The following is a 26655-nucleotide window of genomic DNA, read 5'->3' on the forward strand; positions in this document are numbered from 1 at the left end:
CATCTGTTACCGTTACGGTATATACACCGGAAGCGCCAATGGTTACATTGTTAATAGTTGGATTTTGAGTATTTAAAGTGAAACCATTCGGGCCAGTCCAGCTATAGCTTGTGCCACCGGTGGCGGTGAGGTTTAATGTAGATCCTGCGCAAACCGGTGTATTGCTTCCTGCCGTTGGTGTAGGCAATGCATTGATGGTTACGTTTGTCGTAGTTGTCGCTGAGCAACCATTTCCATCAGTAACCATTACTGTATATATTCCCGAAGCGGGTGCCGTTGCATTACTGATTACAGGATTCTGCGCATTGGAGGTAAACCCATTAGGGCCGGTCCAGGTATAGCTAACTCCCCCATTGGCGTTCAGGTTCAGGGTTGAGCCAACACATTGCGGTGTGTTGCTTCCTGCTGTTGGCGTTGGTATCGGATTGATGCTTACCGTAGCCTGGCCATTCATCGATATCGTTCCATCGGCAGTATTGGCCACAACCGTATATGTTCCGGCAGCTGTTTGCAATCCAAAACTGATGGGGTTATCGGTACCTGTTACAGGTGTTCCTATGTTAACGCCATCTAATTGAAGTTGATAAACAGTATCTAATTGTGAACCTGAGAGACCAACAGCTACACCGCTACCGCCGCTGCAATAAGCGCCGCCGCCGGTTACAGTGTATGTATTAGCCAGTATTTTTAAAATGGAAGAAGTTGAAGCGGTTCTTGCTCTTTGAAAAGAATCGAGCCTTTTCCTGTTATCGAGGTGTTGTGCCTGCGCAAAGAAGGGTATAACAAAACTAAGAAGTATAAGTACAGCAAAGCCCAAACGACCGCCGGTGTGCTTGTGGTCGTTTATAAGGGTAGCAGATCCATTAAAGATATGTACAAAACTATCTTTCATGAAGGTTTAGGGCTGTTCATGGCACGATAAAAAAAGATGAATAGTGTTATTGGGACAATACGAATACTTGTCCAGGCAGAATCTGCATAGAAGATTTAGAGCACCATGTGTATCTTTTGCCGGAATGGTTAACTAACGGCCATAGATATTCTGTTTGAGGAAGTAGACATTCTTCATCAATTAGTTTTGGTGATAAATTACCATGGAATCAGATCAGTTGAACCTGAATTCATATTGGTTTTACCGAGAATAAAAGGAATAACACAGTTTCCTGTAAAAAGTGGTAACAAAGGTTTTAGAGGGAAATTGGAAATGAAACATCGTGGATTTGAATGTTTCCGGGAAATCAGGCCGTTTTAATATGGGTATAAATTCTCATACAAGATACTCAACAATTTTAACTTTTATAATCCATTGATGTTTTTTTTTATATTATTGATCAAAAGCAAGTTTTTGATACAAAGTGTTGTTTGTCAATTGAGATCAAAAGTGCTGATATAGAACATTTTCAGTTGTTTGCCCTGGTTTTTACAGCTATTGGACTTTAATTTTTAGTCAAATTGTGAAGTTATCGATCCTCCATATGTTCAGATTCCACAAAAATCATTTATAAAAAAGGGCCCTTTTACAGGCCCTTTTTATAGTAAGCCGGCGACGCACACTATGCATGTTCCAAAATACTTTCAGACACGTACACTTTTAGTACCGGGTCTTTGGCAAAATCTTTTTTTACCTTGTTTACAAGGTCGCGGTATATACCACTGCTATGATAGGCATCGGCATCGGCTTTTGTTTCCCAGGTTGTCAGGGAAATGTATTCATCATTATTATCCATTGGTTCAAGCAGCCGGCAATCGATATTGCCTTTTTGTTTTCTTACTGTAGGAACAACTTCGTCGTGGTAAATTTGTTTCGCCTGTACCAGGTTATTGGGCAGAAAACTCAGGTAAGTGAGACGTACAATCATAAAACCTCCTTTTGTTTATAAAATGAAGAAATGGCTGAGCACGAGATGTAATTGTGCGGATGTAAAAAGGAAGCGGGTTTGCAGCGATCTTATGTATGATAAGGTACGATTAAAAATGGAACCTGCGTAATAAAATATTGACCTGTTGTTCTTATCAGCTTTCAGTAATTTGAATTTGTAGCAGTTATGCGGCGCCTTATTTACAGGTGCAGTTTTTGCATTTGGGTATTGCATGACACAGGCCGCAGAAGATATAACCTTCTACCAGCAGCAGGCAAAATCCGGCGCCATCGATCCGTTTCCGTACGACCGGCTCATGATCTACTACCGTAAGCAAAAGGAATATAAAAAAGAATTACAACTTATTAACCGGGCGCTGAAAGTGTTTGGCGATCATTTCAAAAAGCAAACTGCCGCGGTGTTGCAAACCGCCAGATCGCAGGCGGCGATAAAAAGGCTTAGTGAAAAGATCAGCCGGTCTTCGGGGCTGATAGATAAAAAGGGAAAGCCGAATTATATACCCGAGCCGTTGCTCCGCTGGACGAAAAGAAAACAAGCGGTGGAAGCGAAATTGAAGAAGTGAAATACGGTTATTATGACGCCGGTCATGACCAACTTCATCAAAAGGTTTGACCAATCTCACATTTTTGCCCCCACCCCTGCTATAAATTGTGCAAAATATTTATTTATGAGCCAACATACTTCCCTGCGTAAAAATAATGGCATCATCACCAATCACTTTCCTGCTCCTGTGGTTTCTATTGGCATTGCAGGCATGAAAAAAGGCACACGAAATGAACCAGGTGTAAAACCCAAATCGAAAATGGAACACCCTTTTCCTTACAATGAACCCATATTCAAGGCTAAAAAACATGATCCTCTATAGTAATAGCTGAACCTGATTTTTTCTTCTAACCTTCCCTGTCACCATCCCCTGCCTTGCAACCTGCGTACAACTTGTTTTACTGGCATCATTTTACTGCAGCTTTTCGCTGCCGGTCTTTTTTATCGTTTTTCGTGTATTATTTTACAGCCGCAAAATGGAGATACGACTTTTAAGGCGGCGGGGAGCACTCCCCAAAGACCACTATATTTTAGCAAAAGGCCGTCTCATTTTTTTGAGGCGGCTTTTTGTGCTTTACGGGCCTAAAACCTTATTCTGTCAGCGTTTTGTAAAATGAAATATTGCTTATCAACATGCTGTTAATTTCTTTCACGCTCAGGAAATTAATAAATTATGATCTTTATCCCCACCACTGGACGGAAAAACCACCAATTAAATAATTACTGATCTTTTTCTTTCATGCGTAAATGAAGGGAGGAGGTCTTTGCACTGTATAAAAATCGTTTACTATGGGTCTATTTGACAAGCGGGTTCAGTATAAGCCATTTGAATATCCCGAAGTACTTCAGTTCACGGCTGCCATCAATAAGTCTTTTTGGGTTCATTCCGAAGTAGATTTTACTGCCGATACCCAGGATTTTCATGCCAATTTGACTGCGGCCGAACAAAACGCCATTAAAAACAGTTTGTTATCCATTGCTCAGATAGAAGTAGCGGTAAAATCATTCTGGGGCAACCTGTACCATCATTTTCCGAAACCGGAAATAAACGGACTGGGCGCCACCTTTGCCGAATGTGAGTTCAGGCACTCCGAAGCCTATTCGCGTTTGCTTGAAGTACTGGGATATAACAACCAGTTCGAAGCGCTGATAGAAGTGCCCATAGTAAAGGAACGGATACAATATTTATCCAATGCTTTGCAGCATGCCAAATCAACAGACCAGAAAGAATATACAATAACACTTATATTATTCAGCCTGCTGATCGAAAATGTGAGCCTGTTCAGCCAGTTCGCCATCATCCTGGCCTTTACGCGATTCAGGGGGCTGATGAAAAATGTAAGTAATATCATTGCCTGGACCTCGGTTGACGAGCAGATCCATGCCAATGCGGGAATATATCTGGTGAACAAGCTGAAAGAGGAATACCCCGAACTTTTCTCCGCAGCAATGAATGAAAAAGTAAGGGAAACGGTGAGGCTTTCCATTGCCACGGAAGAACGTATGCTCGACTGGATCTTTTCCGAAGGCGAGATCGACATCATTCAAAAGCGCGACCTGAGCAATTTCATGAAGAAAAGAGCCGATGACAGCCTGCAGCAAATTGGCATCGAGCCTATTTTTAATATTTCTTCAAAAGAATACGCGTCCATGTTATGGTTTGAAGAAGAAGTATTCTCAAACAGCCTCGATGATTTCTTTGCCAAGCGGCCGGTTGAGTACACCAAGTTCGACAAGAGCATTTCGGCACATGATCTTTTTTAACAGAACAAGTTTTTTTATAGCCAAAAATAAAATCCTGTTGCATGACGAATTTATTTGAAACAATAGCCCCGCCTGCCAATCAGCTATCTGATATTGCAGGTAAATATGAACAAGAGAAATTGTGGTGGAAGAACGAAGAGAGTGAGCAGATCCTTAACAGGGGTTATTTGTTGAAAGGGGAAACTGTGGAAGGTGCTATAGAACGGATTTGTTCGGCAGCCGCCCAACGGTTATACAAACCGGAATTGAAGGAATCGTTCAAAGAGATGATAGAAAGAGGATGGATGAGCCTGAGCTCGCCCATCTGGGCCAATATGGGCACCGAAAGAGGGTTACCTATTTCCTGCTTCAATGTGCATATACCCGACAATATTGAAGGTATTACGCACAAACTGGGTGAAGTGATCATGCAAACAAAACTGGGCGGCGGAACGTCGGCCTATTTTGGCGCATTGAGAGAAAGAGGAAGCGCCGTTACCGATAACGGAAAAAGCAGCGGCGCCGTGAGCTTTATGCGCCTTTTCGATACCGTAATGGATACCATTTCGCAGGGCGGTGTGCGCCGGGGTGCATTTGCCGCTTATATGGATATCGATCACGGCGATATTGAAGAATTCCTTTCTATCAAAGATATCGGCCACCCCATCCAGAACCTGTTCAATGGCGTTTGTGTGCCCGATTACTGGATGCAGGACATGATCGATGGCGATATGAAGAAAAGAGAGATCTGGGCCAGGGTGCTGGCCAGCCGTCAGCAAAAAGGCCTGCCCTATATCTTTTTTACCGATAATGTGAACAGGAACAAACCACAGGTATATAAAGATTCGAACCTTACCATCAATGCCAGCAATCTTTGTTCTGAGATCATGCTGCCTTCTACCGAAGACGAATCGTTTATCTGTTGTCTTTCTTCCATGAACCTGGAGTTATACGACGAATGGAAAGATACGAATGCCGTTAAACTGGCGATCTTCTTCCTGGATGCTGTATTACAGGAGTTCATCGTAAAAACGGAAGGCAATCATTACCTGGCATCTGCGAATCGTTTTGCAAAAAGACACCGTGCGCTTGGGCTGGGTGTATTGGGATGGCATTCTTACCTGCAAAAGAACATGATCCCGTGGGAAGGACTGCGCGCCAAACAACTGACCACAACTATTTTCAAGGACATACAGGAGAAAGCGGTAAAAGCCAGTAAAGACCTGGCCTGGATCTATGGCGAGCCGGAATTGTTAAAAGGGTACGACCGCAGGAACACTACCCTGCTGGCTATTGCGCCTACCACTTCTTCTTCTGCCATATTGGGACAAACCTCACCGGGTATTGAACCATTCAGCAGCAACTATTATAAAGCCGGTTTATCGAAAGGGAACTTCATGAGAAAGAATAAATACCTCAGGGAGTTGCTTGTTCAAAAGGGGATCGACAATGAAGATACCTGGCGCAGCATTATGCTGAACCACGGCAGCGTGCAGCACCTGAAAGAGTTAACGGTTGAAGAAAAAGAAGTATTCAAAACTTTTAAGGAGATCAGCCAGCTCGAGATCATTCAGCAGGCGGCAATCCGTCAGAAATATGTTGACCAGTCGCAAAGCCTGAACCTCAACATCCCGGCAGATCTTCCGGTAAAAGAAGTAAATAAATTATTGATCGAAGCGTGGAAACTGGGCGTTAAAACGCTTTACTATCAACGCAGCCAGAGTGTTTCAAAAGAAATGGTGACCAGCCTGGTTACCTGCAAAAGCTGTGAAGCATAATTGCTGTGGAATAATTTATAGCGGCAGACATCGGTTCAGTTAAGAAAGGACCGGTGTTTGCTATCCTTAAAAAAATTAACCCCTGAAGAATCAGGGGTTCTCTTTTCTTGCTCTTCTCTATAATCCAAATTCTTATTTTTTACATTATTTTGCCGGCACCAGTTTGAACACCTTGCCGGTATTTCCTGTAGGGCCCGCTATTGAGGTTACGGTGAGGTACACTTCCCCATCATCATCCTGGCCAAAACCTTTAATATAGTATCCCACATCATCGGGATGGCTTTTCAAAGACACTTCTTCATATTGCCATGGGCCGGCACCTTCGCCGGTGCTCATCGTTGCCAGGAATAATTCACCGTCGGGTGTTGAAGGTGATTGAGAAAAAGTACCGAAAACATATTTGCCATCCCAGCCTTTCAATTGTGTGCCGCGGTAAACATACCCGCCAATGATGGTTGTTGCTTTTCCCCCCAACGGGTTTTGATAATTATTGAGTTCCAGAACCGGGTCAAGCAGTCGCTTGCCGCGGTCATCAACTGTGGGGCAGTCTGGCAATGTAGTTTTATTATCCGCTGTATTAAAGCAATGCATGCCTTCCCGAACGTTCCAGCCAAAATTGGCGCCTTTTCTTATAACATTTATCTCTTCATATAGTACCTGGCCGGCATCCGAAGCTATTAGCCCGTGTTCTCCTCCCATATCGAATGTCATGCGGTAAGGGTTGCGGAACCCGAACGCGAAGATCTCGTCGAGGCCGGGTTTACCTACAAACGGATTGGTTGAGGGAACTATATACGGAGAGCCGTTATCAACATCGAGACATAATATTTTGCCGAGGAAATTGGCTTCAATGTTCTGTGCATTGCCGCCGCTATTGGTCGTATACCAGTCATCTACATGGCCCGGGCCTACGTCATTGGCGCCGCCGCCATCGCCAACGGCGATATACAGGTAATTGTCGAGCCCCAGAACGAGCGCGCCGCCATTGTGGTTCGATTGCGGATCGTCCCATTCAATGATCACTTTTTCCGAATTGGGGTCGGCCCGCGAACCGTCGGGCAATAGCCTGAATTCAGAAACCCGGCTGAGATTGTTCCAGGTTGCACCCGGTACCGGGCCGCCGGCCCGGGGCGGCAGCTGGTAATAAACAAAGAAGCGGCCATTGGTTTTAAAATCTTCGTGAAATGCCACACCCAGTAAACCCCGTTCATCATAGTTGGCATTGAGCGTTACCATTTTGCTGCTAAGATCCAAAAAAGGCGTTGGGCGTTTATAACCGTTGCCGTCTATTACCCAGATCTTCCCTACCTGGTCAACTACATATAACCGGTCGCTGTTGTGCGTTGCAAGCACCTGTATGGGTGAAACAAAGTCCTCCGCTATCAGTTCCAGATCCACTCCCTTCATTTCGTCGGAGTCTTTATGTTTTTGACAGGCTTGCAATAGAAGTATCAATATACCCAGTAAAGTAATTATAGTGAGTGCTCTAAGAGTAGGAATCTGCCGGTTTGCAATGTTAGAATGGTTGCGTCTCATGATACGTTATTTTTTTTGGTTAAGACTATTGCGATAAGCACAATACAAACCAGGCTGCCATATAAAATGACAGTTAAATTAAATAAATAAATTAACTGAAAAGGACTGGTTCCATGAATATTGAAGCGAATACTATGCAGAATATAAGGGTAGAAAAAGTCCCGGAGCAATATGGAAATTATAATGCAAACCTTGTTCCACATTGGCCCTGTTCGTTGCGTTCAAGATACATGTAGTGGTATGTGGAATTGTATACGCAAAGCCAGTGGTTGGTGAATTTCAAATAACACATTTGGGTTAATAAAAACAGCAAAACTTTGAAGCAAATGGGAAAAAGTGTGGGGCATATGAATTGATATATATCAAATGACCAGGGAATAAAGTGTTTCTTTTACGTTTTCTAAAGAGATCAGGAGTATTCATTACATGAATGCTACAGGCGTTCATTGCCTGTAAAAGTTTTTTGCCTGCCCAATTATATCATTTCCGGTAAACATCCTCCGTTTTCTACTTTTCTGTAAACCAGTTGTTTTGAAAAAATGGTAAGTAAATACACTTATTATGGTTTATACACATTCCCGCATCAACTGATTGAGCGCCAATTTTCACTATGGTTTCTGGCTTCATATTTGTAAATTTTATGGCGCATAAATACTCTTTTAGAAAACGTAAATTATCCCTGTGATGAACACAATGAAAGGTACACTCCTCCGGCGTGCATATTTTATTGCAACCGGAATCTGTCTGACACTCCAGACGGTACTTAAAAGAAAACTGATATTCCGTACCGGTACAATACCCTTAGCCCCCAGCTATGCGGTAGTGAATTCAGGATTCTCGTCTTCACAGTCGTTTATTTTTCACAAGAGTCATGAACGGTTGAACAGGCATTAAGATCTCCTTTTCGGGAGACCTGTAATGGAATGTTCCGGCTTGCAGTACATGCTACTGTATAATGGCTGGAGCCAGGCGGATCTGCGTATGTCTATCTGCTTGCGCTCATAGTTATTATCCAATAGAACGGTCGTAAACTTTATCCCGGCCTTATCTGTATCATTATCCTTTGAATAACCTTATCTACAGCTATTGACATTTTCCTTATTCGTGCAAAATACCCTATGAACGCAACTTACCGCTAACCGGAAATGAGCTCCGGACGCGGCTTGGGAGAGGTATGGCCCACTCTTAAAGGAAAAACAGAAAATTCAGGATGCGTCTTCATGATTAACGTGTCACAGGTAAAAAAATACACGCCTGCGACGCGAATGGGGGATCCTTGTGCTTACTAATCATGCAGACAGGTGAGACGCTGTATTTAAATTAATTAATAACCACAAATGAAAACATCAATGCGTAAAACTGGCAACTTCTTTCGTAAGAACCAGCGACTGCTGGCCGTATCCCTGTTAATGGCTTCGATCGTATCCTGTAAAAAAGGGGTGGTAGAACCTACTGTTGAAAACACTGAAGACCTGAATGCTTCTGTTTCAACAAGAGCGATTGGTAACCTGCTTTGGTCTGATGATGCCGAATCTTCAAGTCTTTTCAGTACTTATGTAAGCAAACATACGGCAACATCCTATGCTATTACAGCTGCTTCGAACCCTGTTTACCAGGGTGTGAAGTCGGCCCGTTTCGAATTAAGGGACAGCGATCCTGAAGTTAAGAACGGTACGAGAACCGAGATCAGCTTCCCCGACGATGCAACCAACCTGAACCGCTGGTACTCCTATGCGTTATATGCACCATCGGATAAGTTTAAATATGATGATGATGATGATGTGATCAGCCAATGGCACCAGGGCGGTGGTAAAACACCGGCACTATGCCTTCGGGTAAGGAAAGACCGGATCTTTATGCGTATACTGGGCACATGGGTAGATATAGGCGCCTTCGAAAAAGACGTATGGCGTGCGTATGTCATTCACGTTAAACACTCTTCCGGTTCAGACGGTTTAATTGAAATATGGCGCGATGGCGTAAAGATCATGAACCGTTCAGGCGCCAATATGTATGCAGTTACAGGCGATATCCATAATCCGAAACTGAAAATGGGTATTTACAAATCTAACTGGAATGGCAGCGGAACAACCATGACCAATGTACGGGTACTGTATTTCGATGATATCAGGCTGGGTAATGAGAATGCTACCTATGCCGATATGGTGCCTAACAAGAATGGTTCCACTACCCCAACTGTGCCAACCGAACCTACCAGTCCGGATGATGGTACGTCAAGCCAGCCGCCGGTAACCGAACCTACTGCGCCTTCAACCAGTAATAGCGTTATCGATTTCAAACTGGTGAACTCTGCTACTGAAAAAGATGTAGTGTCTATCACCAATGGCGCAACCATTAGCCTCAGCGCATTAAAAATTGAAAAGGCGAATATCCGTGCGGTTGTTTCTGATGGCGTCAGCAGCGTGAAATTTGTTCTAAGCGGCAAGCAAAGCAAATCATTCACAGATAGCGATGCCCCCTATGCGCTGCATGGCGATAACGGCGATGGTAATTTCTATTATGGCAACTGGAACCCGCCTGCACTGGGTACCTACACTTTAAAGGCTACTCCCTATTCAGCTAATAAAGCATCCGGTACAATGGGTACGGCAAAAACAATTACTTTCACTATCGTAAAGTAAGAAAGGATTATAGGTAATAAAAAGGTGTGCTTTCCGCAATGACGGAAGGCACACCTTTTTTTATTAACTTTAATGAACTGATCCCTGCCCCCAATTCCCCAAATTAAAATTGTCAAACGTGATCCCTAAGGAACCCATATTGTTGCTCCTGATCTTACTATGTCAAATGATGCTGTACAGCCACAATGAAGAAAAAATGCATATAAATGAAGAACAAACGAATATAATTTACAGCGTAGATTTTGAACAAAAGGAGGCCTTCCCTGCTTTTGTATCAACCCAAACTGCTACCCCATGGGGTTTGCAAATAGTGGAAAGCCCGGTTTATGAAGGAAAGAAAGCAGCCCGTTTCGAGCTCAGGGACAGCGACCCGGAAAACCAAAACGGCACCCGGGCCGAAATATCTTTTCCGGGTTTTGACAATAAGGCCAATTCTGAACGCTGGTATGCCTTTGCCATTTATTTTCCCCGCAAAGATTATGATGCCGACAACAGCGATGAAGTTATAAGCCAGTGGCACCAGGGCGGCAAGGCTACTCCTTCCCTTTGTATAAGAACAAGGAACAATAAGTTACGATTGAGAATAAACACCCGCCCAAAAGGTAAAGAGGTGATCGAAATGGGCGCAATAGAAAGAGAGAAATGGCAATATTACGTGATACATGTAAAACACTCCGCCACGGCCAGTGGTCTCGTTGAGATCTGGCGTAACGGAGTGTTACTGGTAAATCATAGTGGGGCCAACATGTATGATCTCAGTTCAGGCGTTTTTCATACACCGAAATGGAAACTTGGTGTATATAAATCATCCTGGAACGGAGATGCCAAAACAAAAGCCCACAAAAGAGTTTTGTATTTCGATGCCATTTCAATAGGCAATGAACATGCGTCATTGGCTGAGATGAAAAGATGATGGTGGTGAATCCCCGTGAATCGGCAATCGTGAATCGTGAATATGCTCACTATTATTCAGATTATATTACTACCTTGCGCCGCTCGAAATTCAAGCCGATTGCCGATTGCCGATTGCCGATTCACGTTTCACGTTCCCGTTTCCCGATTTCCTCCAGCTGTTTACAAAACATAGGTTCATTCGTTATAATAAAGTGCTTCTTCTCTACATTCACAGCTTCATCGATCACTGCATGTATAAATCCGGTTAACCGGCCGCTGCCGGCTGAATGACAATACAACCCATGGATCTCAAACTTTTTATCGGCATCGGGATCGTTGTCTTTTTTAGGTGACAGCACATCGGTGTAGCTTACCCAGGCACAACATACCAGTATACCATTCTCCATCCAGGTATAGCAATGTTGTCCTCTTTCAAGGCGGTAGGAAGCATCGTACATGAAATCCCATTTCGAAAGCCCCGTTTTTTTACTGGCTTTATAAGCCAGCAGGTCGATTATGTTGTCGTGTGCCAATGGGATTTTTGTGGAAGGGTTTTCGAATGCCTGTAACAGAAAGCTTTTTTGTTTTTCTTTTTTATGAAATACCCTGAACATACGCTTTATCAGCGACGCCGGGCTGTGTTGTTTTACCAGGTAGCCATACCGCTTCCATTGCAGTTCGATGGTCATCGGGCGTTTACCCGCAGCCACCAGGCGTGCATGGACCCACTTTTTTATCCGCCTTTTGATCCGGAACGACGGTCTGTTGCTGATCACCAGTTCATATACATTTTCATGCTCGTTGGCCAGTTCTTCTTTGTAGGGGTCGTATCCCGGGGTAAGATCGAAATAGCTATAACCTTCCGCTGCCAGTTGCTGTGACAATAATACAAAATGCAGAAAGCCGGGTGAGAACGACCGGGCGTGAGTGGGCGAATGGCAGTTGATGCCGGCCAGGTATACCCTGTCTTTTCCCCCAACGGCAACTACCGCCGCTATTATATTGTCATCCACTTTTAATTCTGTAACATGCAGCAGTTGCAGCCGGAACAATTCCTGCAGAAAATCTTTTTTAGCCGGGTCTTCGCTGAAAGGGCTTTTATTGAACAGGGCGCTTTGCCTGAAATCGTACAAAACAGCCATTTCATGCAGGCTGTTTTTAAATTGTTGCAGGTTGCTGATGGTCTCAAAACGAACTTCACCCAGTTTCTTTAACCGGTTCAGTTTATATTTGAAATGCTTTTTATGCTGAAAGATCTTTTCACTCCCTGTTCCCTTTAAATGAATTAGCGGACAGGTATGCGATTGTATAATGCTTCGTTTACGGCATTGCCGGTCATCGGTTATCCATTTCATTGGCGTTCCCTGCGGCAGGAACCGGAGGGAAAGATAATAGCCCGGAAATTGTTTCAGTAATTCGGTCGATGCTTTTTTAATAAAGGCATCGCCGTCTGAAGGAGCCGCCAGCCAGGTTTGATAAAGGGCTTCATAATGCCCGGCTGCGGTGATGCGGCCGCTTTGCTTTTCTGCCGGCCCCTCGGCTTCATTGGTATTCAAAAACGCCAGGGGCAGCAGGCCTTTGAGCTGTCCCTGCTCTACCGCTATTATAAGGAGCGGGCAATGTTCTTCGTGGTATACCTGGTACCAGGCGGTCACAAATGCCCGGCTTTGAAAAACCGTAGCCCAGGGGCAGCTTTCGAAAAGCAGGTCCCAGCTTTGCCGGAACCCGCTATCGTTATTGAGAAGGGCAATCACAGCATCTCCTTTTATCAACTCAAAGGAGTCGCTGTTGTTATTGAACCGGGTCCCGGTTTCAATTACCGGTTGAGGTTTTACTTCCGGAACCGGGCTTTCATATAGATCGTTTGTTGAATTGGCAGCCGTGTTCATAAAGTCACATTTACATTATTTGGTTGGGGTGGTCATTTCAGACGTTGAAAACCTGCCTGCTCAAACAGCCGGTCGTCATTACAGTCGGTAACTATAAATAATTTATTCTGCACGGTGTCGAGGGCCAGCGCATTGGCAATAGAGCGCAGGAACAAAGGAAATCCTTTCCGGCCTTTGCGATGGCAATAGATGCCCGACAGTGACATGATAAAATCTTCGGTGTCGTTTCCATAATTGTACCCGCTGATTGCCGATCGCATATTGGCGATCCAGGCGCAACCTAATAACAACCCATTGTCGGTCCAGGTATAACAATGTGCGCCTTCTTCGAAGCGGCGCATGGCATCGGCCAGAAATTCCTGCCGGCTGTACTTTATTTCGCGGGTGTCGAAATCGAGCAGTTCTTTCAGATCGTCATACTGCAGGTTGAATACACCGCCTACCCTGCTTTCTTTTTGAACGGCCCAGGTTTTTGAAGTTTTGCCTTGCCGGTTGAATTTTTCTATAATGAACCTGGCTGTTTGCACCACGCCCTGCCTGGTCACATGTATGAACTTATCCTTATAAAACGTGTAGGTTCTTTTTGCTTTTTTCAGCGCATCGGGTTTTATTCCCGCAAGAATTGCGGCTTTTTTGAAGCTCTTGTTCAGTACCGATTGAAGGCGGTTTGAAATATTATGGTACTTATTTCCGATGCTGAGCGTATAGGCTACCGAGTGATCAGTTGCCAGTATTTCTTTGTAGCCATCTGCACCGGGCGTAAGGTCAAATACTTCCACACCTTCTTCGGCCAGCAGTTTGCCCAGCATCAGAAAATGAATGATACCGGGGGAATGCCGCGCCAGCGCTGCCGCAAAGCAGTTTATACCCTGCAGGTGAAGCTGTTTGTTGGTGCCAATACTGACATTGGCGGCAATTATTTTGTCGTTGGTCTTTAGAACAGTTACATGCAGCAGGTTTTGTTCAAATAACGCGAGTAAGAAGTTCTTTCTGACCGGATCGTTTTTAAAGGCCAGTTTATTGTACATGGCCCCTTTTCTGAAATCGGATTGCAAAGCCAGTTCATCAAAAACGGTATTGAACCCGTTGTAATCGGTGATGCGTTCGAATTCCAGATCGCCCAACCTTTTTAACCGGTTTATCTTTTCGCGCCGGTTCTTCTTTTTCAGTTCGGTTACGAAATGTTCTTCATTGATAACCATTACCGGCTGTGGTGAACATTTTACAAAACAGCGGTTATTCCAGGGCGTATCCTTTTTCGTGAATTGTAATGAAACGCCGGCAGGTATGTATTTAAACAGGATCCTGTTGCGGGGAAAGAACCGGTACAATTTGGCGAGGGCCGACTTAATAAATACTTCATCATTTTCATTTTCGGTGAGCCATACCTGGTACTCTGCCTGGCTGGCGCCCGCGCCGGTGATCAACCCTTTTTTATCTTTTGCCAGTGTAAGCAAACCGGTAAGTTTTCCGGCGTTCTCTGATTTTATGAGAATGGGCAGGTACGCCGATCCATAGACGCGGTACCAGGTAGCCACAAAGCAAGGGCTTTGAAAAACCGTAGCCCAGGGGCAGTTGTGATAAAGCTGGTTCCACTCGTCAAGAAAGCCGGGGTCCTCCAGCAATTTTAGAACCGGCGGGCCCATCAGCAGTTCGACTGTTCCTTTACCTGGTGGAGTGAAGGGGGCGATTGTTTTTTGGGTTGCTGCTGTAGCTATCATTGGCTATGGGAATTGTATGATTTCCTATTATGGATTTATGTACCGCTTCCGAGATCTGTAACAGTTCACTCGTGGTTAGCTCCTGGTGTACCGGCACGGCAAACACCCGGTTTCGGAACGCCATACTAAAGGGAAACTTTTCTGCCGGAAGCGATGGGTGTGCATTGCGCCAGAAAAGCAACCCCTCAATGCCATAACGCCTTAGTTTTTTAAGCACCGCATCTGCATCATTCGATTCTATGGGAAAGGCAAACGGGCTGGCGCCCTGCGGCAATGTTTGAAAGGGCCGGGGTACCAGCAGCCGGTGCTCATCGAGCAGGAACTGGTAATTTTCCCTTCTCCGTGCTGCCGTGGTTTCATCAACCAGTTTCGGCAGTAGTTTCGTCGTCAGGGCTAAAGGCGGTGAGAACGGGTCGCCCATTTCGAACTCTTTATACGGGTTGTGGTTCTTTTTTCTTCTTAACAGTTTTGTAAATGGTTTTATGAACAGGTGAACCGAACCTATAAGCGCCGATCGTTCCGCTACCCAGTTTACATGCCGTTTAAAAACCCGCCAGCCGCCCCATTGCAATTCCGAAGTGGGCCTTCCGGGTGGAACGATCGTTACCACGGCGCCGCCATCGGGTATGCCGTAGGTCTTATACAGGCAAAACACCCCCGCATGGCCAAAAGTGCCAACAGGCTGCCCGTCTATTTCGCTCAGGAACGCCTGGGCCGCATCTTCAAAAAGCAGGAGGTCATTTTCGTTGCACCATTGCCGCCAGCGTTTGGCATCCTGGGGAAAGCCAAGATAGTGGATCAGGTATAACACGCTCACATCTGAAGTGAGCTGTTGTTCAAGGCTTTTGACATCGGGTTCCAGCAGCTCGTTCAGTTCGTAGTACCTGATCTTCACCCCGGCCTGTATCAGTGCTTCTATTTCACAGCCATGATGGTAGGCCGGTACCAGCACCACATCCCTGCTTCCCAGTCCCAGGGTGCGGCATGCATGCCAGATGGCATGGCGCGCCCTGGAAAAAATACGGCAGCCGCCGTCATTCAGCGGAAAAGGAAGCCAGCCGGAGTCATTCCTGAAATGAACGTTGAGCGGCAACGTGGGCCAGATGGATAAACGACGTGCGAATAACATGGGACATAAGTTTGGTTATGCGGAAACTGCAGCTACCTGTTGGCGTTGTTGTTTTTTTGTAACCGCTTCTTCAACAAAACGCGGTAAATATGCCCAATACCAGCCTGCCGATTTCAACAACCCGTCGCGTAATGAATAGCTGGGATTGTACCCTAACAGTTTTTTCGATTTCTGTATGTAGGCATAAGGATGAACGTTGTGTTTTTGGGTAAACGCATTCATGATCTTTACGCCGGCTATGCTCTGGTCGAATGAACTGAGGAATTCACGCAGATATTTCGCCAGCTGGTTCAATGAGGTGCGTTCTTCAAAAGTTATATTGTATACCTGGTTCACCGCTTTTGCATTGGTGGTAAGAACGGCCAGCATATTGGCCTGCACTACATTGTCGATGTAAATAAAATCATGGCTATACTCATCATCGACGTCAATGACCGGCGATTCATGTTTTATGAGCTGCATAACAAATTTTGGAATAACGGCGGCATATTCACTGAGCGGGTTGTGCCGCTGGCCAAACACGTTGGAGTAACGAAGCCCGATGGTTTCCATGCCATGCAGCCTCGAAAAAACGTCGGCATACAGTTCATTTACATATTTCGAAACCGCATAGGGCGACTCCGGGTTGCCGGGCAGTCCTGCCAGGGGCGTGGTTTGATTATCGGTAAAAATGGAGGCGCTGGAGGCATAGATAAAACGCTTTACCTGTGCCGCATGTGCGGCTACCAGCATATTCAGGAAGCCGGTAGCATTGATATTGTTCGTTGTTATCGGATCGTTTATTGAATCCGGTACCGATCCTGATGCTGCGTGGTGCAATACAAAATCAATCCCTTTGCAGGCGGTATTACAGGCGGTAATGTCGCGAATGTCGCCCTGGACGTATTCAAAGCGCGGATGGTTGACGAAGGGCGCAATATTGCGAAAATGCCCGGTTGTCATATTATCAAGCACCCGTACTTTTCTGGCGCCTGCAGCCAGCAGGCGCTCGGCAATGTGAGATCCTATAAATCCCGCTCCGCCTGTTACCAGGAACGAGGCTGCGGTTATTCTTCCGGTTTGGTCGGTGGTTGGTTGCATAGTTCACGTATTTAAAAGGGGAATTAATACTTAAGGAGTTTTAGGGTGCGCACCTGTTCATCGGTTTGAATGTTCACCTGGTACAATCCGTTCGGCAGTTGGGCGCCATCGATCCGCACGTTGTTACGGATGCCGGCCTCGGAAAAGCCCTGTTTTACCACTTTTACCATTCTGCCGGTAAAGTCGTATAATCTGATGGTATACCGGCCTGCCTGCGATAAACTGAACTCGATCGTAGTGCTGTTGGTAAACGGATTTGGCCGGGCAAGGGCGGCTGATCGTAAATTGTTCGTTTTTGCTTCGCCTTCCGCCTGCATCGTCAGCACCGGCGCTTTTTCGGCAGTGGCTACCCTTGCCATTGTTTCCGGGGTCACCGGGTCCGAGGCCAGGACGCACACGGTTTGGAGCGGACTGGCGTTTTCATCCGAGGCCATTATTACAATATCGGGGTTGTATACCTGGTGTGTGCTGGTGGTATATTCATACCGGTTCAGCCCTTTTCCACTCATTAACGTTATTGGCGGGCCGAACGCAATGGAAGATAACGACGATTCCCGGTAAAGGATATCGCTGCTGCGGGTACCATCGAAATTATTGAGGTGTTCTGAATAGAATACCCTGATTTTTCCCAGTGCCTCATTCAAAACAACAATAGGCCTGTTCCCTTCTTTTGATGAGGTTACAGGGTACAGGTTGTCCCAGGTACCGTTCGGGCGGCGTACCAGTAATGAAATGGTTGGAAGGCCGTCTTTATCATAACCCGTTTTTACGGCGCAATACAGGGAACCATCGCTGCCTGCCAGAATGTTTATATAATCATCGGCCATTCCATTACCCTGCACCAATGCCGATTGTGAGGCCGGCACTTCGGGGTCAGACCATAGGGTTGGACCGTCGCCATCGTTATGTGTTCTGAAACCAAAGCGCTTGACGTTCTGGTTCGACCAGAATACCCCGATCTTTCCGGATGGCAGGGCAGTGATGGCGCAAATATCGCTACTCGTAATTCCAGAAGCAATGACAACCGGGGAACTCCATGTTGAATAAGGCGGGTCGCTGTGGCGCACCACTATATTTCCACTGTTGTTCGAGGCCAGCCAGAGCCGGTTTGTAGTATCTATATCGAGCGTTGTGGTGAGGGTTCCCGACTCAAATACAATATTAACGTTGGATGTTCTTTGGCTCCATTTTTTGTAGGTATGTAACACAGGGTCATATTCCAGGGAAACAAGATAGGAAGTGTTATTGGCGCCCCGGAACAGGATGGCATGTACCAGGCTGCCCACCACCCTGCAATCGGACCTCGCATTCCCTGCAGTGGCGATCGATAATACGTCCGTCCATCCGGTGCCATCCAATCGGAAGACCTTTGTTCCATCGGAGGTTGAAAGGATCGACCACCATTTCCCATCATAATTCCAAATTTTTCCCTGAGGAATTTCCCTTGTTGTGGTAGATATGGTTATGGGGTTCACATCTGATAAAGAAGTAAATCCCTGGTAGGGGTTGGCATTGATGGTATAGCTTTGTCCGCCGGTAAACCCGCCCTGCAATGCATTTCCACCGGCATCGGTAATACCGGTATTATTATTTTTCACATCTAACCGAAGGCTGCCGCTTCCTGAAATTGCTCTTACCATTACATTCCATGCGGTGCTATCGGCGCCTGCCGGTGCAACTGCGTCGGTAAGGATGACAGAAGTTGCTTCCATGGCTATTTTCATCAGCGTTCCCCGCACATTGCCGCCACTGGTGTGCAGAATGAAATCGGCAGCATCTACTCCCTGCACTTTTTTTGAGAATACTACCTGAAAGGTCACTGCATTGGTATCGGTAACCTCACTGGCCGGCAGTAGCCTGCTGATACTTGTTACAACCGGAGCCCCATTTGATTCAATAGTATAGGTTTCCCCGTTCTCAAAACCGGCGGCTATACCATTGCCGGCGGTATCGGTAATTCCGGTTCCGCTGCCATTCAGGTCTAATCGCAATACACCGGTGGGTTGTACCGCATATGCCGTAACATCGTAAGCGATACTATCGGCATTGACCGCTTTCACCGAGCTGTCGCGTAGTTCGCCGGCAGCCGTTCCCGAAACCGTCATAAGGGTGAAATCGGCAGCATCTACTCCCTGCACTTTTTTTGAGAATACTACCCTGTAGGTAACTGCACTGGCACTGGTGACCTCAGTGACCGGCTGCTGCCGGTTGATGCCTGTTACCACCGGTAGCTCAATTGATTCGATAGTATAGGTTTCCCCGTTCTCAAAACCGGCGGCTATACCATTGCCTGCGGTATCGGTAATACCGGTTCCGCTGCCATTCAGGTCTAATCGCAATACACCGGTGGGTTGTACCGCATATGCCGTAACATCGTAAGCGATACTATCGGCATTGACCGCTTTCACCGAGCTGTCGCGTAGTTCGCCGGCAGCCGTTCCCGAAACCGTCATAAGGGTGAAATCGGCAGCATCGATCCCTCTTACTTTCTCAGAGAAAGCGATCCTGAATGTAAGCGTTGAATCGCTGGTTGATGGAGAAGCGGGAGACTGCCGGTTGATACTTAAAACAACCGGGGGGGTAAGATCCTGTGCTGCGCCCATCCCCTGCAATTGCATATCGAAACCCAGGTCGAAATTGGTGACCGTTTTCTGATGGATCTCAACGGCTATTACGTTGTCGCCGCTGACAAATTGGGAATTGCTGATATCAAAGAACTGGGTTACAGATGCATTGTCGGAAGCGTCCTGTCCTAACGTTTGATAAGTAACGGTTCCCGCTTTCATCCTGTTCCGGTAAACCTCCGTTCCGTTTACATACACCACAATACCGTCATCTCTCAATACGCCGCCGGTAAACGATGAGAACATAGCCGGGTTGGCTATGGAAATCGTTTTCCTGAAATAGGTGGTAATGTATTTCTGGTTGATGTTGGGGCCATAGTTTACAATTGTTGTAAGCCCGGGCAGCCCATAACCGAATTTTCCGTTCCCGGTACTCCAGGCGGCATCATTGAACCCGGGCGCCCGCCAGGCGGTACCCTGATCGGAGCCGTTATCGAGATATTTCCACGCGGAGCCATATGTAAAGAATGTGGTTTGCGCATGTGATTCATACCCGGCCAGCAACACGCATAGCCAGAACAGGAATGTTCTTTTCATGGCAGATGGCGTTTTTAAATGTCAGATCAATTATTTAGTAAGCATTTTTACGCACTTTGGAGCTAAAGATGGTAAGAAAAATGATCCTGATGTCGAGCCGGAACGACCAGTTCTCTACATACCACAGATCGTGCAGGGTACGCTGTCTTTTTTGTTCTTCCGTATCGGTAGGGCCCCGCCAGCCGTTGATCTGCGCCCAGCCCGTAATACCGGGTTTTACATAATGCCGCAGCATGTAATGGTAAACGTTTTGTTGTAACTGAAGGTTGAGGTATCTTCTGTGCGGGCGCGGGCCCACCACGCTCATGGTTCCCAGCAATACATTGATGAACTGCGGCAATTCGTCGATGCTGTACTTTCTCAGTATTTTACCAATGCGGGTGATCCGCGGGTCATTTAGCTGCGTGGACTGCGTTCCGGCTGCCGAATCATCATTTTGACGCATGCTCCGGAACTTGAACAGTTTGAATGGCTTGCCGCCTTTGCCGATCCTGATGGGACAATAAAAGACCGGTCCGCGTGATTCGAGTTTTATCAATATGGCTATGACCAGGAAGAGCGGTAATAAGAAAGCGAGGGCTGCAACGGCAAATACCTTGTCGAAACAATTCTTAATAAAGCCGGCAAACTTCCCATCGCAGGGCGTTTCGCGTATGTTCACTGCATCTACCTGCCCGAACCTGGTGATCCTGTAATGATTGCCGAACAACTCATGATAATCCAAAACATATTTAACCCTTATGCCATGGTAATCGGCTACCGACAGCACCTTTTGAATATTTATTTTTTCGTGATCGGGTAATGCGATCACAATTTCATCGATGGCATTGGCCTGCAGGTATACATCGATATTGTCAAGGTCGCCTAATACCTTTTTACTTTCGATCATACAGGCGTCCTGGTTGCAGGTTATAAACCCTTTTAACTGGTAACCGGGGTTATGGCTTGTAGCAACCTGGTCCTCTACGATCTTCGCTTTGTTTCCCGTGCCGGCAACGATAACGCATTTTGGCGTGGCCGTTTCGCCATTCAGCCTGTCGATAAGTAAAAAATTAATTAAGATGTCGAGCGCAAAAATAGCGAAGGTGATGGTAATAACCTGTTTCCAGAACATAACGGGAACAGGTAAATACAACAGTACAACGAACTCAAGAATGATAAGGCTTATGTATGTTTTTAAATGGCTCGAAAACCGCTTTTGACGTTTTACGGTTAAACTGGCATACCGGTGTTTTACCAGATACTCCACAAGGCACCACAGAATAATAGAAACTGATAATGCGATCCAATCTCGTTTTGAAAAGCTGAAATCCCGGTAACAATAAAAAACAGTGATGAAAACAAAGATCAGCGGAAGTAGATCAACTGCCAGGTAAGGGATCTCGCTTTTCTGCTTTTGAACAGGCATATGAAAGCTCGCTTTAATAGTGAAGAAATTCAGGAACGTCACAGGGAATATTGGTATTTAGCGGGAATGAAGAGCGGGCAGGTTATTTATTCATGGTAAACTTGAATCCACTTCTTGTCATATACGACATGAAGTAGTTATCCATGAGCAATTTGCCGGGATAGCCCAGCCTGTTTGGGGTGAGCCAGTGGGTGGTTGGATTTTTAAAACCGGCCGCTTTGAGCAGCGAGATCCAGGTTTTGGGCTGCTGATGTTTGTGCCACTCTATACTTGGTACGAAGATGTTCTTAATGCCAAGATCATTGAAGAAATTGTTGCGCGAAGCATCGGTAACTATCAAAGTGCCGTTTGGTTTCATGACCCTGTATACGTTTTTGAAAACGGCCAGGTACCGGTGATAGCTTGCGTCATCATCCAGTAAATGAATACAGGCTTCTTCATCGAGGTGGTTGATAGAGGCATGCATTATGACAATATCAAACGATGCGGCCTCAGTTTGTTTCAGGTATTCCTGCAACGTAAGCGGCAGCAGATTTACGGGGAGTGATTCCGGCAGTTCGCTGCGGATCTCGTTATAGCCGTTTATCATTCCGTTCCGCGAGCCGTCTACTTCTGGCTCGAGGCATATGGCCCTTTTTGCGCCTTTTATTGCCGCGTAAAATGAAAGCAAACCCCGGCCGCCGCCTACATCCAGTACATCTTTTTCTGCCAGTTGAACATTTTCGAAAAGATTGTTGAGGTAGAATTTCAAATTCGATTTGCGGGAATACATTTTTTTGCTGACCATGAGGTCATAAAAATCGGTAGCAATTTTCTGTGTCATGATTTAAGATTTAAGAAAAATTACTGCTAACGTTCAGGCTTAACGTGAAACGTGAAACGTGAAACGGCAAACCTCAACGCGGCCTGCCTTGCTAAGGCAAGCGGTTTTTTAACGGCGCAGTCAGGTGAAACATCCTGAACACTCGGGAATCCTTTCACGTTTCACGTTTGCCGTTTCACGTTTCACCAGCAGATCCCTTCATAATTCGGCAGTTCTTCCAGGTCGTGAATTCTGGCAAGGTCGATGATGGCGCTTTTTTCTTTCAACAGATGGTGATAGTTTTTGCCATCGAAATTGCGGTGGCTGATGACAACCACATCATTTGCCGAAATAGCATCTTCCAGGTTATTACTGATGTGTTCCGACAAGTGCGGTAAACGCTCATTGATGTACGCTTTATTGGCGCCTATCAGTTTCGACAGGTTAACGTATTCATCATAAATGGTAAGCCGGTAACCTTTGCCTATAAGCGTTTCGGCCAGGTCAACGTACGGACTGAACCGCAGATCGTCTGTTCCCTCTTTAAAGCTCAACCCCACCATACAAATATTCTTCTTGCCGGTTTCGGTGATCATGTCAACCGCTTTTTTGCGGTGTTGTTCATTGGAGGAATTGATCATTGACAGTACAGGCGTATCGATATAGTTATCGTGCCCAAGCGTTACCAGCCCTTTAAGGTCTTTGGGTAAACAGGAGCCGCCGAATACATAGCCCGGTTTCAGGTATGCCGGCGAAATATTCAGCCGGGTGTCTTTGCAGAACAGGTCCATTACCTTGAACGGATCTATATGCAATGCTTTACAAATGGTGCCTACTTCATTGGAGAAGGCAATTTTCAGGGCGTGGAAGCTATTGTTTACATATTTAATGATCTCCGCTACTTTAATGTCGGTTATTTCAATGGGCGCATTCAGGCAACGGTATAATGAAGCCACTTTTTCCATGGCAACCGTATTATCGCCGCCCACTACTGTAATTGCCGGATGATAATAATCATATACAGCTGATCCTTCCCGTAAAAATTCGGGATTTGAAACCACGGAGAAATGGTGGCCTCTTTTTTTGCCTGAGCATTCTTCCACAATTTCACCATAGCGTATGTTGGTGCCCGGCACCACTGTGCTACGGATCACCACTGTATGAAAACCGTCCTTTGTTTTCAGCGCCTTTCCTATTTGTTCAGCCGTTTTAAAAATGTAAGAAAGGTTCAGGTGGCCGTTCGATGAGGGGGGCGTACCTACGCAAATAATGCTAAGGTCGGTGTTGTGCACGGCTTCTTCGGCGCAGATGGTTGCTGAAATACTGCCCTTCGCATGTCCTTCGGCCAGAATGTGGTCGATGTCTTTTTCCTGTATAGTGGCCTGGCCGTTATTGATAAGCTCCACTTTGAATTCGCTTACATCAACTCCTATTACTTCATGGCCGTTTTTGGCTAGGCAGCCAACACTTACACATCCTACATAGCCTAATCCGAAAATCGAGATTTTCATGGTGTGTTACAATTTATATCTGTTAATCTGCTCTTTCATAAAGACGGTCATATCGTCCCATTGCTGAAGCAGTTGGTTTCTTGTTCCTGATTGTTTTTCGCGGTCGAAATGCATGTCAATGCATTTATTTATAAAAGGCAATGCACTGTCGCCCGGTAAATGTTGCAGCAGGCCCGCTTCCATCAGCAGTTCATTGGCTTTCATTTTACGGGTGCCGCAGTAAATGCCCGGCACACCGAGCATAGCTCCTTCCCTTGCCATGCTGTCGCCCGATGACAGCACCAGCCGCGAGTAATAAATGAGCGAGTGAATATCTTCCACCGGTTCCTGTAAAATGGTCCAGTGTTTTGGGTACCTGCCGGCATAACTTTTATCTTCCAGCGATAAAACAACCCTGGTGTTTGTATGTATGTTACCGGCAAAACTGCTGATGATGCCGTCCTGCTGGTTGTAATAGTTGAATGATTTGTTGCTTACCTCGCGCACAAAAATGTATTCATATGGTTCAAGGCCGTATGGCGTGAGCGCTTTTTCTGCCGGTTTGAACCGGCTGGGGCTTAAGTAGCTCCATTCCTTTAAACAATTGAACACCGATACTTTGCTGCTCTTTTCAACGATGGGCGGAAAGAACAACTGGCTCGACAAGCCGGCGTTTATGCGGTTGATGCGCCTGCGTTCAGGATCGTCATAAAACTGTATCACCGGTATGCCGGCAATTTTACAGGCAAGCGCCAAAGGAATACTGCTGGCCGCTACGCAGATGTTATAATTCTCTTTTTTTATCAGGTCAAGAAAAGCAAGCGTGCGTTTGATATTGCCATCCCAGAGGATCGACCATTTTGTACCATTGCTGCTACCCACCGGCACCGTATTGAAACCCGGATATTCCTTTTTAATTATGCCGGGTAATTTGCCCCGTTGCAGATAACAGATCGTTACCTCCCAGTTCTCCTCCTGCAATTCCTTCGAGATCCCTTTGAAAAGGTTAAGCTGCGCGGGATGTTTTATGTCGAAAAGGATCTTCATGTGTCAGTTTTTTAAACCGGGATGCGGTATTCTCAACATCATCGACTGCCATACGCCGGTAATACGGCAGATGTTTTCGGCGGCTGATGCGCCTTCCAGGAAACCAAATCTTGGCAACATGTAATGGTCTTTCAGCAGTTCGGGCGTGAGGTATTTCGGTTGAGAACAAAAGGCCAGTTTATAATCGAGGTTATTCAGGATCTGAATTTCGCGCTGGCTAAAATCACCATTAGGGTATGCAAAATAAGGCACCTCCTTCCCTATCCATGCTTCCAGTTTTTGCCGCGATGTTTTTAATTCGTCATAAACCTGTTTGTCCTGGCAGTTAATGAGAATAGGATGTGTTTGGGTATGTGACCCGATGGTTACGAAGGGAGAATTGGCAATTGATATTACCTCTTCAACCGTCATGGCGTCCCTGCCGGGGAACACTTTCTTTTTCAACTCCTGTATTATGCCCAGCCGTTTTTCTTCCGGCATTTTTTTCAATTCCTTTTTAGTGAATTCCAGCATTCCCTTTTGTTTGGCCTGGTGCACATACGACCACCAGTAAGCGCCTTCTTCAGCCGGTGTGGTTGATACAAAAATGGTCACCGGCACTTCGTACCTGTTGGCTACCTCTACCACGTTCTTTACGTTCGACTGCCAGCCATCATCCACTGTAATGCAAACCCCGCCCGTAGGGAATGGCAACTCCCCTTTTTTTACCTTTTCAATGTCGTATGGACTTAAAAACCTGAACCCTTTTTTCTTCAGCCACCTCACACAGAATTCAAACTCCTGTTTTTCGGGCTTGTGAAAATAGAGGGGGATGATACATGGTGTATTCAATGCTTTTTTCCTGGCCTGACGTACAAATCCTGCCAGAATAAATGTATTCGCGGCTATATAACCGAGTACATTTCGTAAACTTCTGCGCATAACCTGGGGGTTTAATTATCGAGGGCTTTCTGGTAAACGGCTTTGATGCGTTTGGCTACCGTTTCCTGGTCGAGGCCCAGTTCTATGATCCGTTGTCTACCGTTGGTTCTCTGGTTCAGGGCCTGGGAATCGATGGCCATTTTTATTTTTGTAGCAAAATCCTTTGGGTCGAATGATGCTATATAACATCCTTTTGTTTCACCGAACACCCATTTCACATCGCCTACGTCGGTACTCACTATGGGACAATTGCAGGCCATTGCTTCCTTGATCACATTCGGCGAGCCTTCCATAAAAGAGGGAAATACAAGTACATCGGCTTCATTCAGGTATTTGGGTACATCGCTGTGGCGAACGGGGTACGGACAAACCAGTTCCACATTGTTCAGTTGCTGCACAGCTGCTGCGGCCAGCGGAAAGTTCTTGCCCGATTTGGTTTTGCTGCCAAGGAACAGGGCCTTCTTTTTCCCGTTTACTGCAAACGAGTGCCCGTTTTTATGCAGTGTCAGCGGCTGGAATTTTTGCATGTTCACGCCGTTGGGAATGATGTACGACTTGTTTTTTTTGTATACCGATTCTTCAATATTGTTCGACTTCGAAATAATGGCTTGTACAAACGGTTGTATCAGCCATGTAAGGAACCACGATATCCTGCTGCTTAATGTCACTTTGTTCTTTCCTTTGAATTCGCCATTTGCATCGGTGCCCATTAACGATAGTACAACCGGTATTTTTCTGCCTGCGCCAATTAAGGCCGTCCAGCCGGAGTACGTATAGTGTGCATGAATGAGATTGTAATGTTTGTATTTAAGTGTTTTTCGTAGTCGCAGCCCTGATGTTACATAACCCATCAAACCTTTTCCTGTTACTGGAAAATAATCCACGTCAATTCCTTCCATTTTTAATGATTCGCCCTGTTCTTTAATGAAAGGAATGATTTCGAACTCTTTGCTGTTGCCGCTGCAAACGAAAAGTACTTTCATATAAGTTC

Annotated in this window: 20 protein-coding genes; 6 read left to right on the forward strand and 14 right to left on the reverse strand. The window is 45.9% G+C overall.

Going from position 1 to position 26655, the window contains the following annotated elements:
- Positions 1 to 892, reverse strand: an 892-nt coding sequence (locus A4R26_RS28190; protein WP_207625840.1) for an immunoglobulin domain-containing protein, incomplete at its 3' end; no start/stop codon positions are given.
- Between the two features lie 661 nt (positions 893 to 1553).
- Positions 1554 to 1859: an antibiotic biosynthesis monooxygenase family protein gene (locus tag A4R26_RS28195; protein ID WP_081169882.1), complete on the reverse strand. Its 306-nt coding sequence runs from the start codon at positions 1857 to 1859 to the stop codon at positions 1554 to 1556.
- Between the two features lie 232 nt (positions 1860 to 2091).
- Between A4R26_RS28195 and A4R26_RS28200 the strand changes: the two genes are divergently transcribed.
- The 4 genes from A4R26_RS28200 to A4R26_RS28215 all read left to right on the forward strand — a co-directional run bounded on the left by A4R26_RS28200 (position 2092) and on the right by A4R26_RS28215 (position 5944).
- Entirely contained in the window at positions 2092 to 2442 is a 351-nt protein-coding gene (locus A4R26_RS28200; RefSeq protein WP_081169883.1) for a hypothetical protein, read from the forward strand.
- 12 nt (positions 2443 to 2454) lie between these two features.
- A complete protein-coding gene (locus tag A4R26_RS28205) occupies positions 2455 to 2745 on the forward strand; it encodes a hypothetical protein (RefSeq protein ID WP_133054808.1) in 291 nt (96 codons plus the stop codon).
- Between the two features lie 467 nt (positions 2746 to 3212).
- Positions 3213 to 4187, forward strand: coding sequence for a ribonucleotide-diphosphate reductase subunit beta (locus A4R26_RS28210; RefSeq protein ID WP_081169885.1), 975 nt, complete (start codon positions 3213 to 3215; stop codon positions 4185 to 4187).
- 41 nt (positions 4188 to 4228) lie between these two features.
- Positions 4229 to 5944 (forward strand): ribonucleoside-diphosphate reductase subunit alpha, encoded by a 1716-nt coding sequence (locus tag A4R26_RS28215; protein ID WP_081169886.1) that lies wholly within the window; start codon positions 4229 to 4231, stop codon positions 5942 to 5944.
- Positions 5945 to 6088: 144 nt separating this feature from the next.
- On the opposite strand, the gene A4R26_RS28220 is transcribed toward A4R26_RS28215, so the two are convergent.
- Positions 6089 to 7351: a PQQ-dependent sugar dehydrogenase gene (locus A4R26_RS28220; protein ID WP_165760444.1), complete on the reverse strand. Its 1263-nt coding sequence runs from the start codon at positions 7349 to 7351 to the stop codon at positions 6089 to 6091.
- Between the two features lie 1466 nt (positions 7352 to 8817).
- On the opposite strand from A4R26_RS28220, the gene A4R26_RS28225 reads away from it, so the two are divergent.
- Together A4R26_RS28225 and A4R26_RS28230 are read left to right on the forward strand one after the other, a co-directional pair.
- Complete coding sequence (locus A4R26_RS28225; protein WP_081169888.1) at positions 8818 to 10122, forward strand: polysaccharide lyase family 20 protein; 1305 nt, start codon at positions 8818 to 8820, stop codon at positions 10120 to 10122.
- A gap of 118 nt (positions 10123 to 10240) precedes the next feature.
- The gene (locus A4R26_RS28230; RefSeq protein ID WP_133054809.1) at positions 10241 to 11035 is read left to right on the forward strand and encodes a polysaccharide lyase family 20 protein; all 795 of its coding nucleotides are present in this window, start codon (positions 10241 to 10243) and stop codon (positions 11033 to 11035) included.
- 121 nt (positions 11036 to 11156) lie between these two features.
- On the opposite strand, the gene A4R26_RS28235 is transcribed toward A4R26_RS28230, so the two are convergent.
- The 11 genes from A4R26_RS28235 to A4R26_RS28285 form a co-directional block, all read right to left on the reverse strand.
- Positions 11157 to 12905, reverse strand: a complete 1749-nt coding sequence (locus tag A4R26_RS28235; RefSeq protein WP_081169890.1) for a GNAT family N-acetyltransferase — start codon at positions 12903 to 12905, stop codon at positions 11157 to 11159.
- Positions 12906 to 12937: 32 nt separating this feature from the next.
- Positions 12938 to 14626 carry a GNAT family N-acetyltransferase gene (locus A4R26_RS28240; protein WP_081169891.1) on the reverse strand — a complete coding sequence of 563 codons (1689 nt, stop codon included), beginning with the start codon at positions 14624 to 14626 and terminating at the stop codon, positions 12938 to 12940.
- Positions 14571 to 15755 (reverse strand): aminotransferase class V-fold PLP-dependent enzyme, encoded by a 1185-nt coding sequence (locus tag A4R26_RS28245; RefSeq protein ID WP_081169892.1) that lies wholly within the window; start codon positions 15753 to 15755, stop codon positions 14571 to 14573. The genes A4R26_RS28240 and A4R26_RS28245 overlap by 56 nt, the downstream gene beginning before the upstream one ends.
- A gap of 15 nt (positions 15756 to 15770) precedes the next feature.
- Positions 15771 to 16835, reverse strand: a complete 1065-nt coding sequence (locus A4R26_RS28250; RefSeq protein ID WP_081169893.1) for an NAD-dependent epimerase/dehydratase family protein — start codon at positions 16833 to 16835, stop codon at positions 15771 to 15773.
- A 23-nt stretch (positions 16836 to 16858) separates the two neighbouring features.
- Positions 16859 to 19996 (reverse strand): T9SS type A sorting domain-containing protein, encoded by a 3138-nt coding sequence (locus tag A4R26_RS28255; protein ID WP_081169894.1) that lies wholly within the window; start codon positions 19994 to 19996, stop codon positions 16859 to 16861.
- 34 nt (positions 19997 to 20030) lie between these two features.
- Positions 20031 to 21404 carry an exopolysaccharide biosynthesis polyprenyl glycosylphosphotransferase gene (locus A4R26_RS28260; RefSeq protein ID WP_081169895.1) on the reverse strand — a complete coding sequence of 458 codons (1374 nt, stop codon included), beginning with the start codon at positions 21402 to 21404 and terminating at the stop codon, positions 20031 to 20033.
- Between the two features lie 82 nt (positions 21405 to 21486).
- On the reverse strand, positions 21487 to 22227 hold the full coding sequence (locus A4R26_RS28265) for a class I SAM-dependent methyltransferase (RefSeq protein ID WP_081169896.1): 741 nt from the start codon (positions 22225 to 22227) through the stop codon (positions 21487 to 21489).
- Between the two features lie 182 nt (positions 22228 to 22409).
- Complete coding sequence (locus A4R26_RS28270; protein ID WP_081169897.1) at positions 22410 to 23717, reverse strand: nucleotide sugar dehydrogenase; 1308 nt, start codon at positions 23715 to 23717, stop codon at positions 22410 to 22412.
- A 6-nt stretch (positions 23718 to 23723) separates the two neighbouring features.
- Positions 23724 to 24743: a DUF354 domain-containing protein gene (locus A4R26_RS28275; protein WP_081169898.1), complete on the reverse strand. Its 1020-nt coding sequence runs from the start codon at positions 24741 to 24743 to the stop codon at positions 23724 to 23726.
- A gap of 3 nt (positions 24744 to 24746) precedes the next feature.
- Positions 24747 to 25664, reverse strand: coding sequence for a polysaccharide deacetylase family protein (locus tag A4R26_RS28280; RefSeq protein ID WP_081169899.1), 918 nt, complete (start codon positions 25662 to 25664; stop codon positions 24747 to 24749).
- Between the two features lie 11 nt (positions 25665 to 25675).
- Positions 25676 to 26647, reverse strand: a complete 972-nt coding sequence (locus A4R26_RS28285; protein WP_081169900.1) for a glycosyltransferase family 4 protein — start codon at positions 26645 to 26647, stop codon at positions 25676 to 25678.
- Between the last annotated feature and the right edge of the window lie 8 nt (positions 26648 to 26655).

Origin of the sequence: Niastella populi (assembly GCF_002078015.1) — a bacterium.
GTDB classification, from domain to species: Bacteria; Bacteroidota; Bacteroidia; order Chitinophagales; family Chitinophagaceae; genus Niastella; species Niastella populi.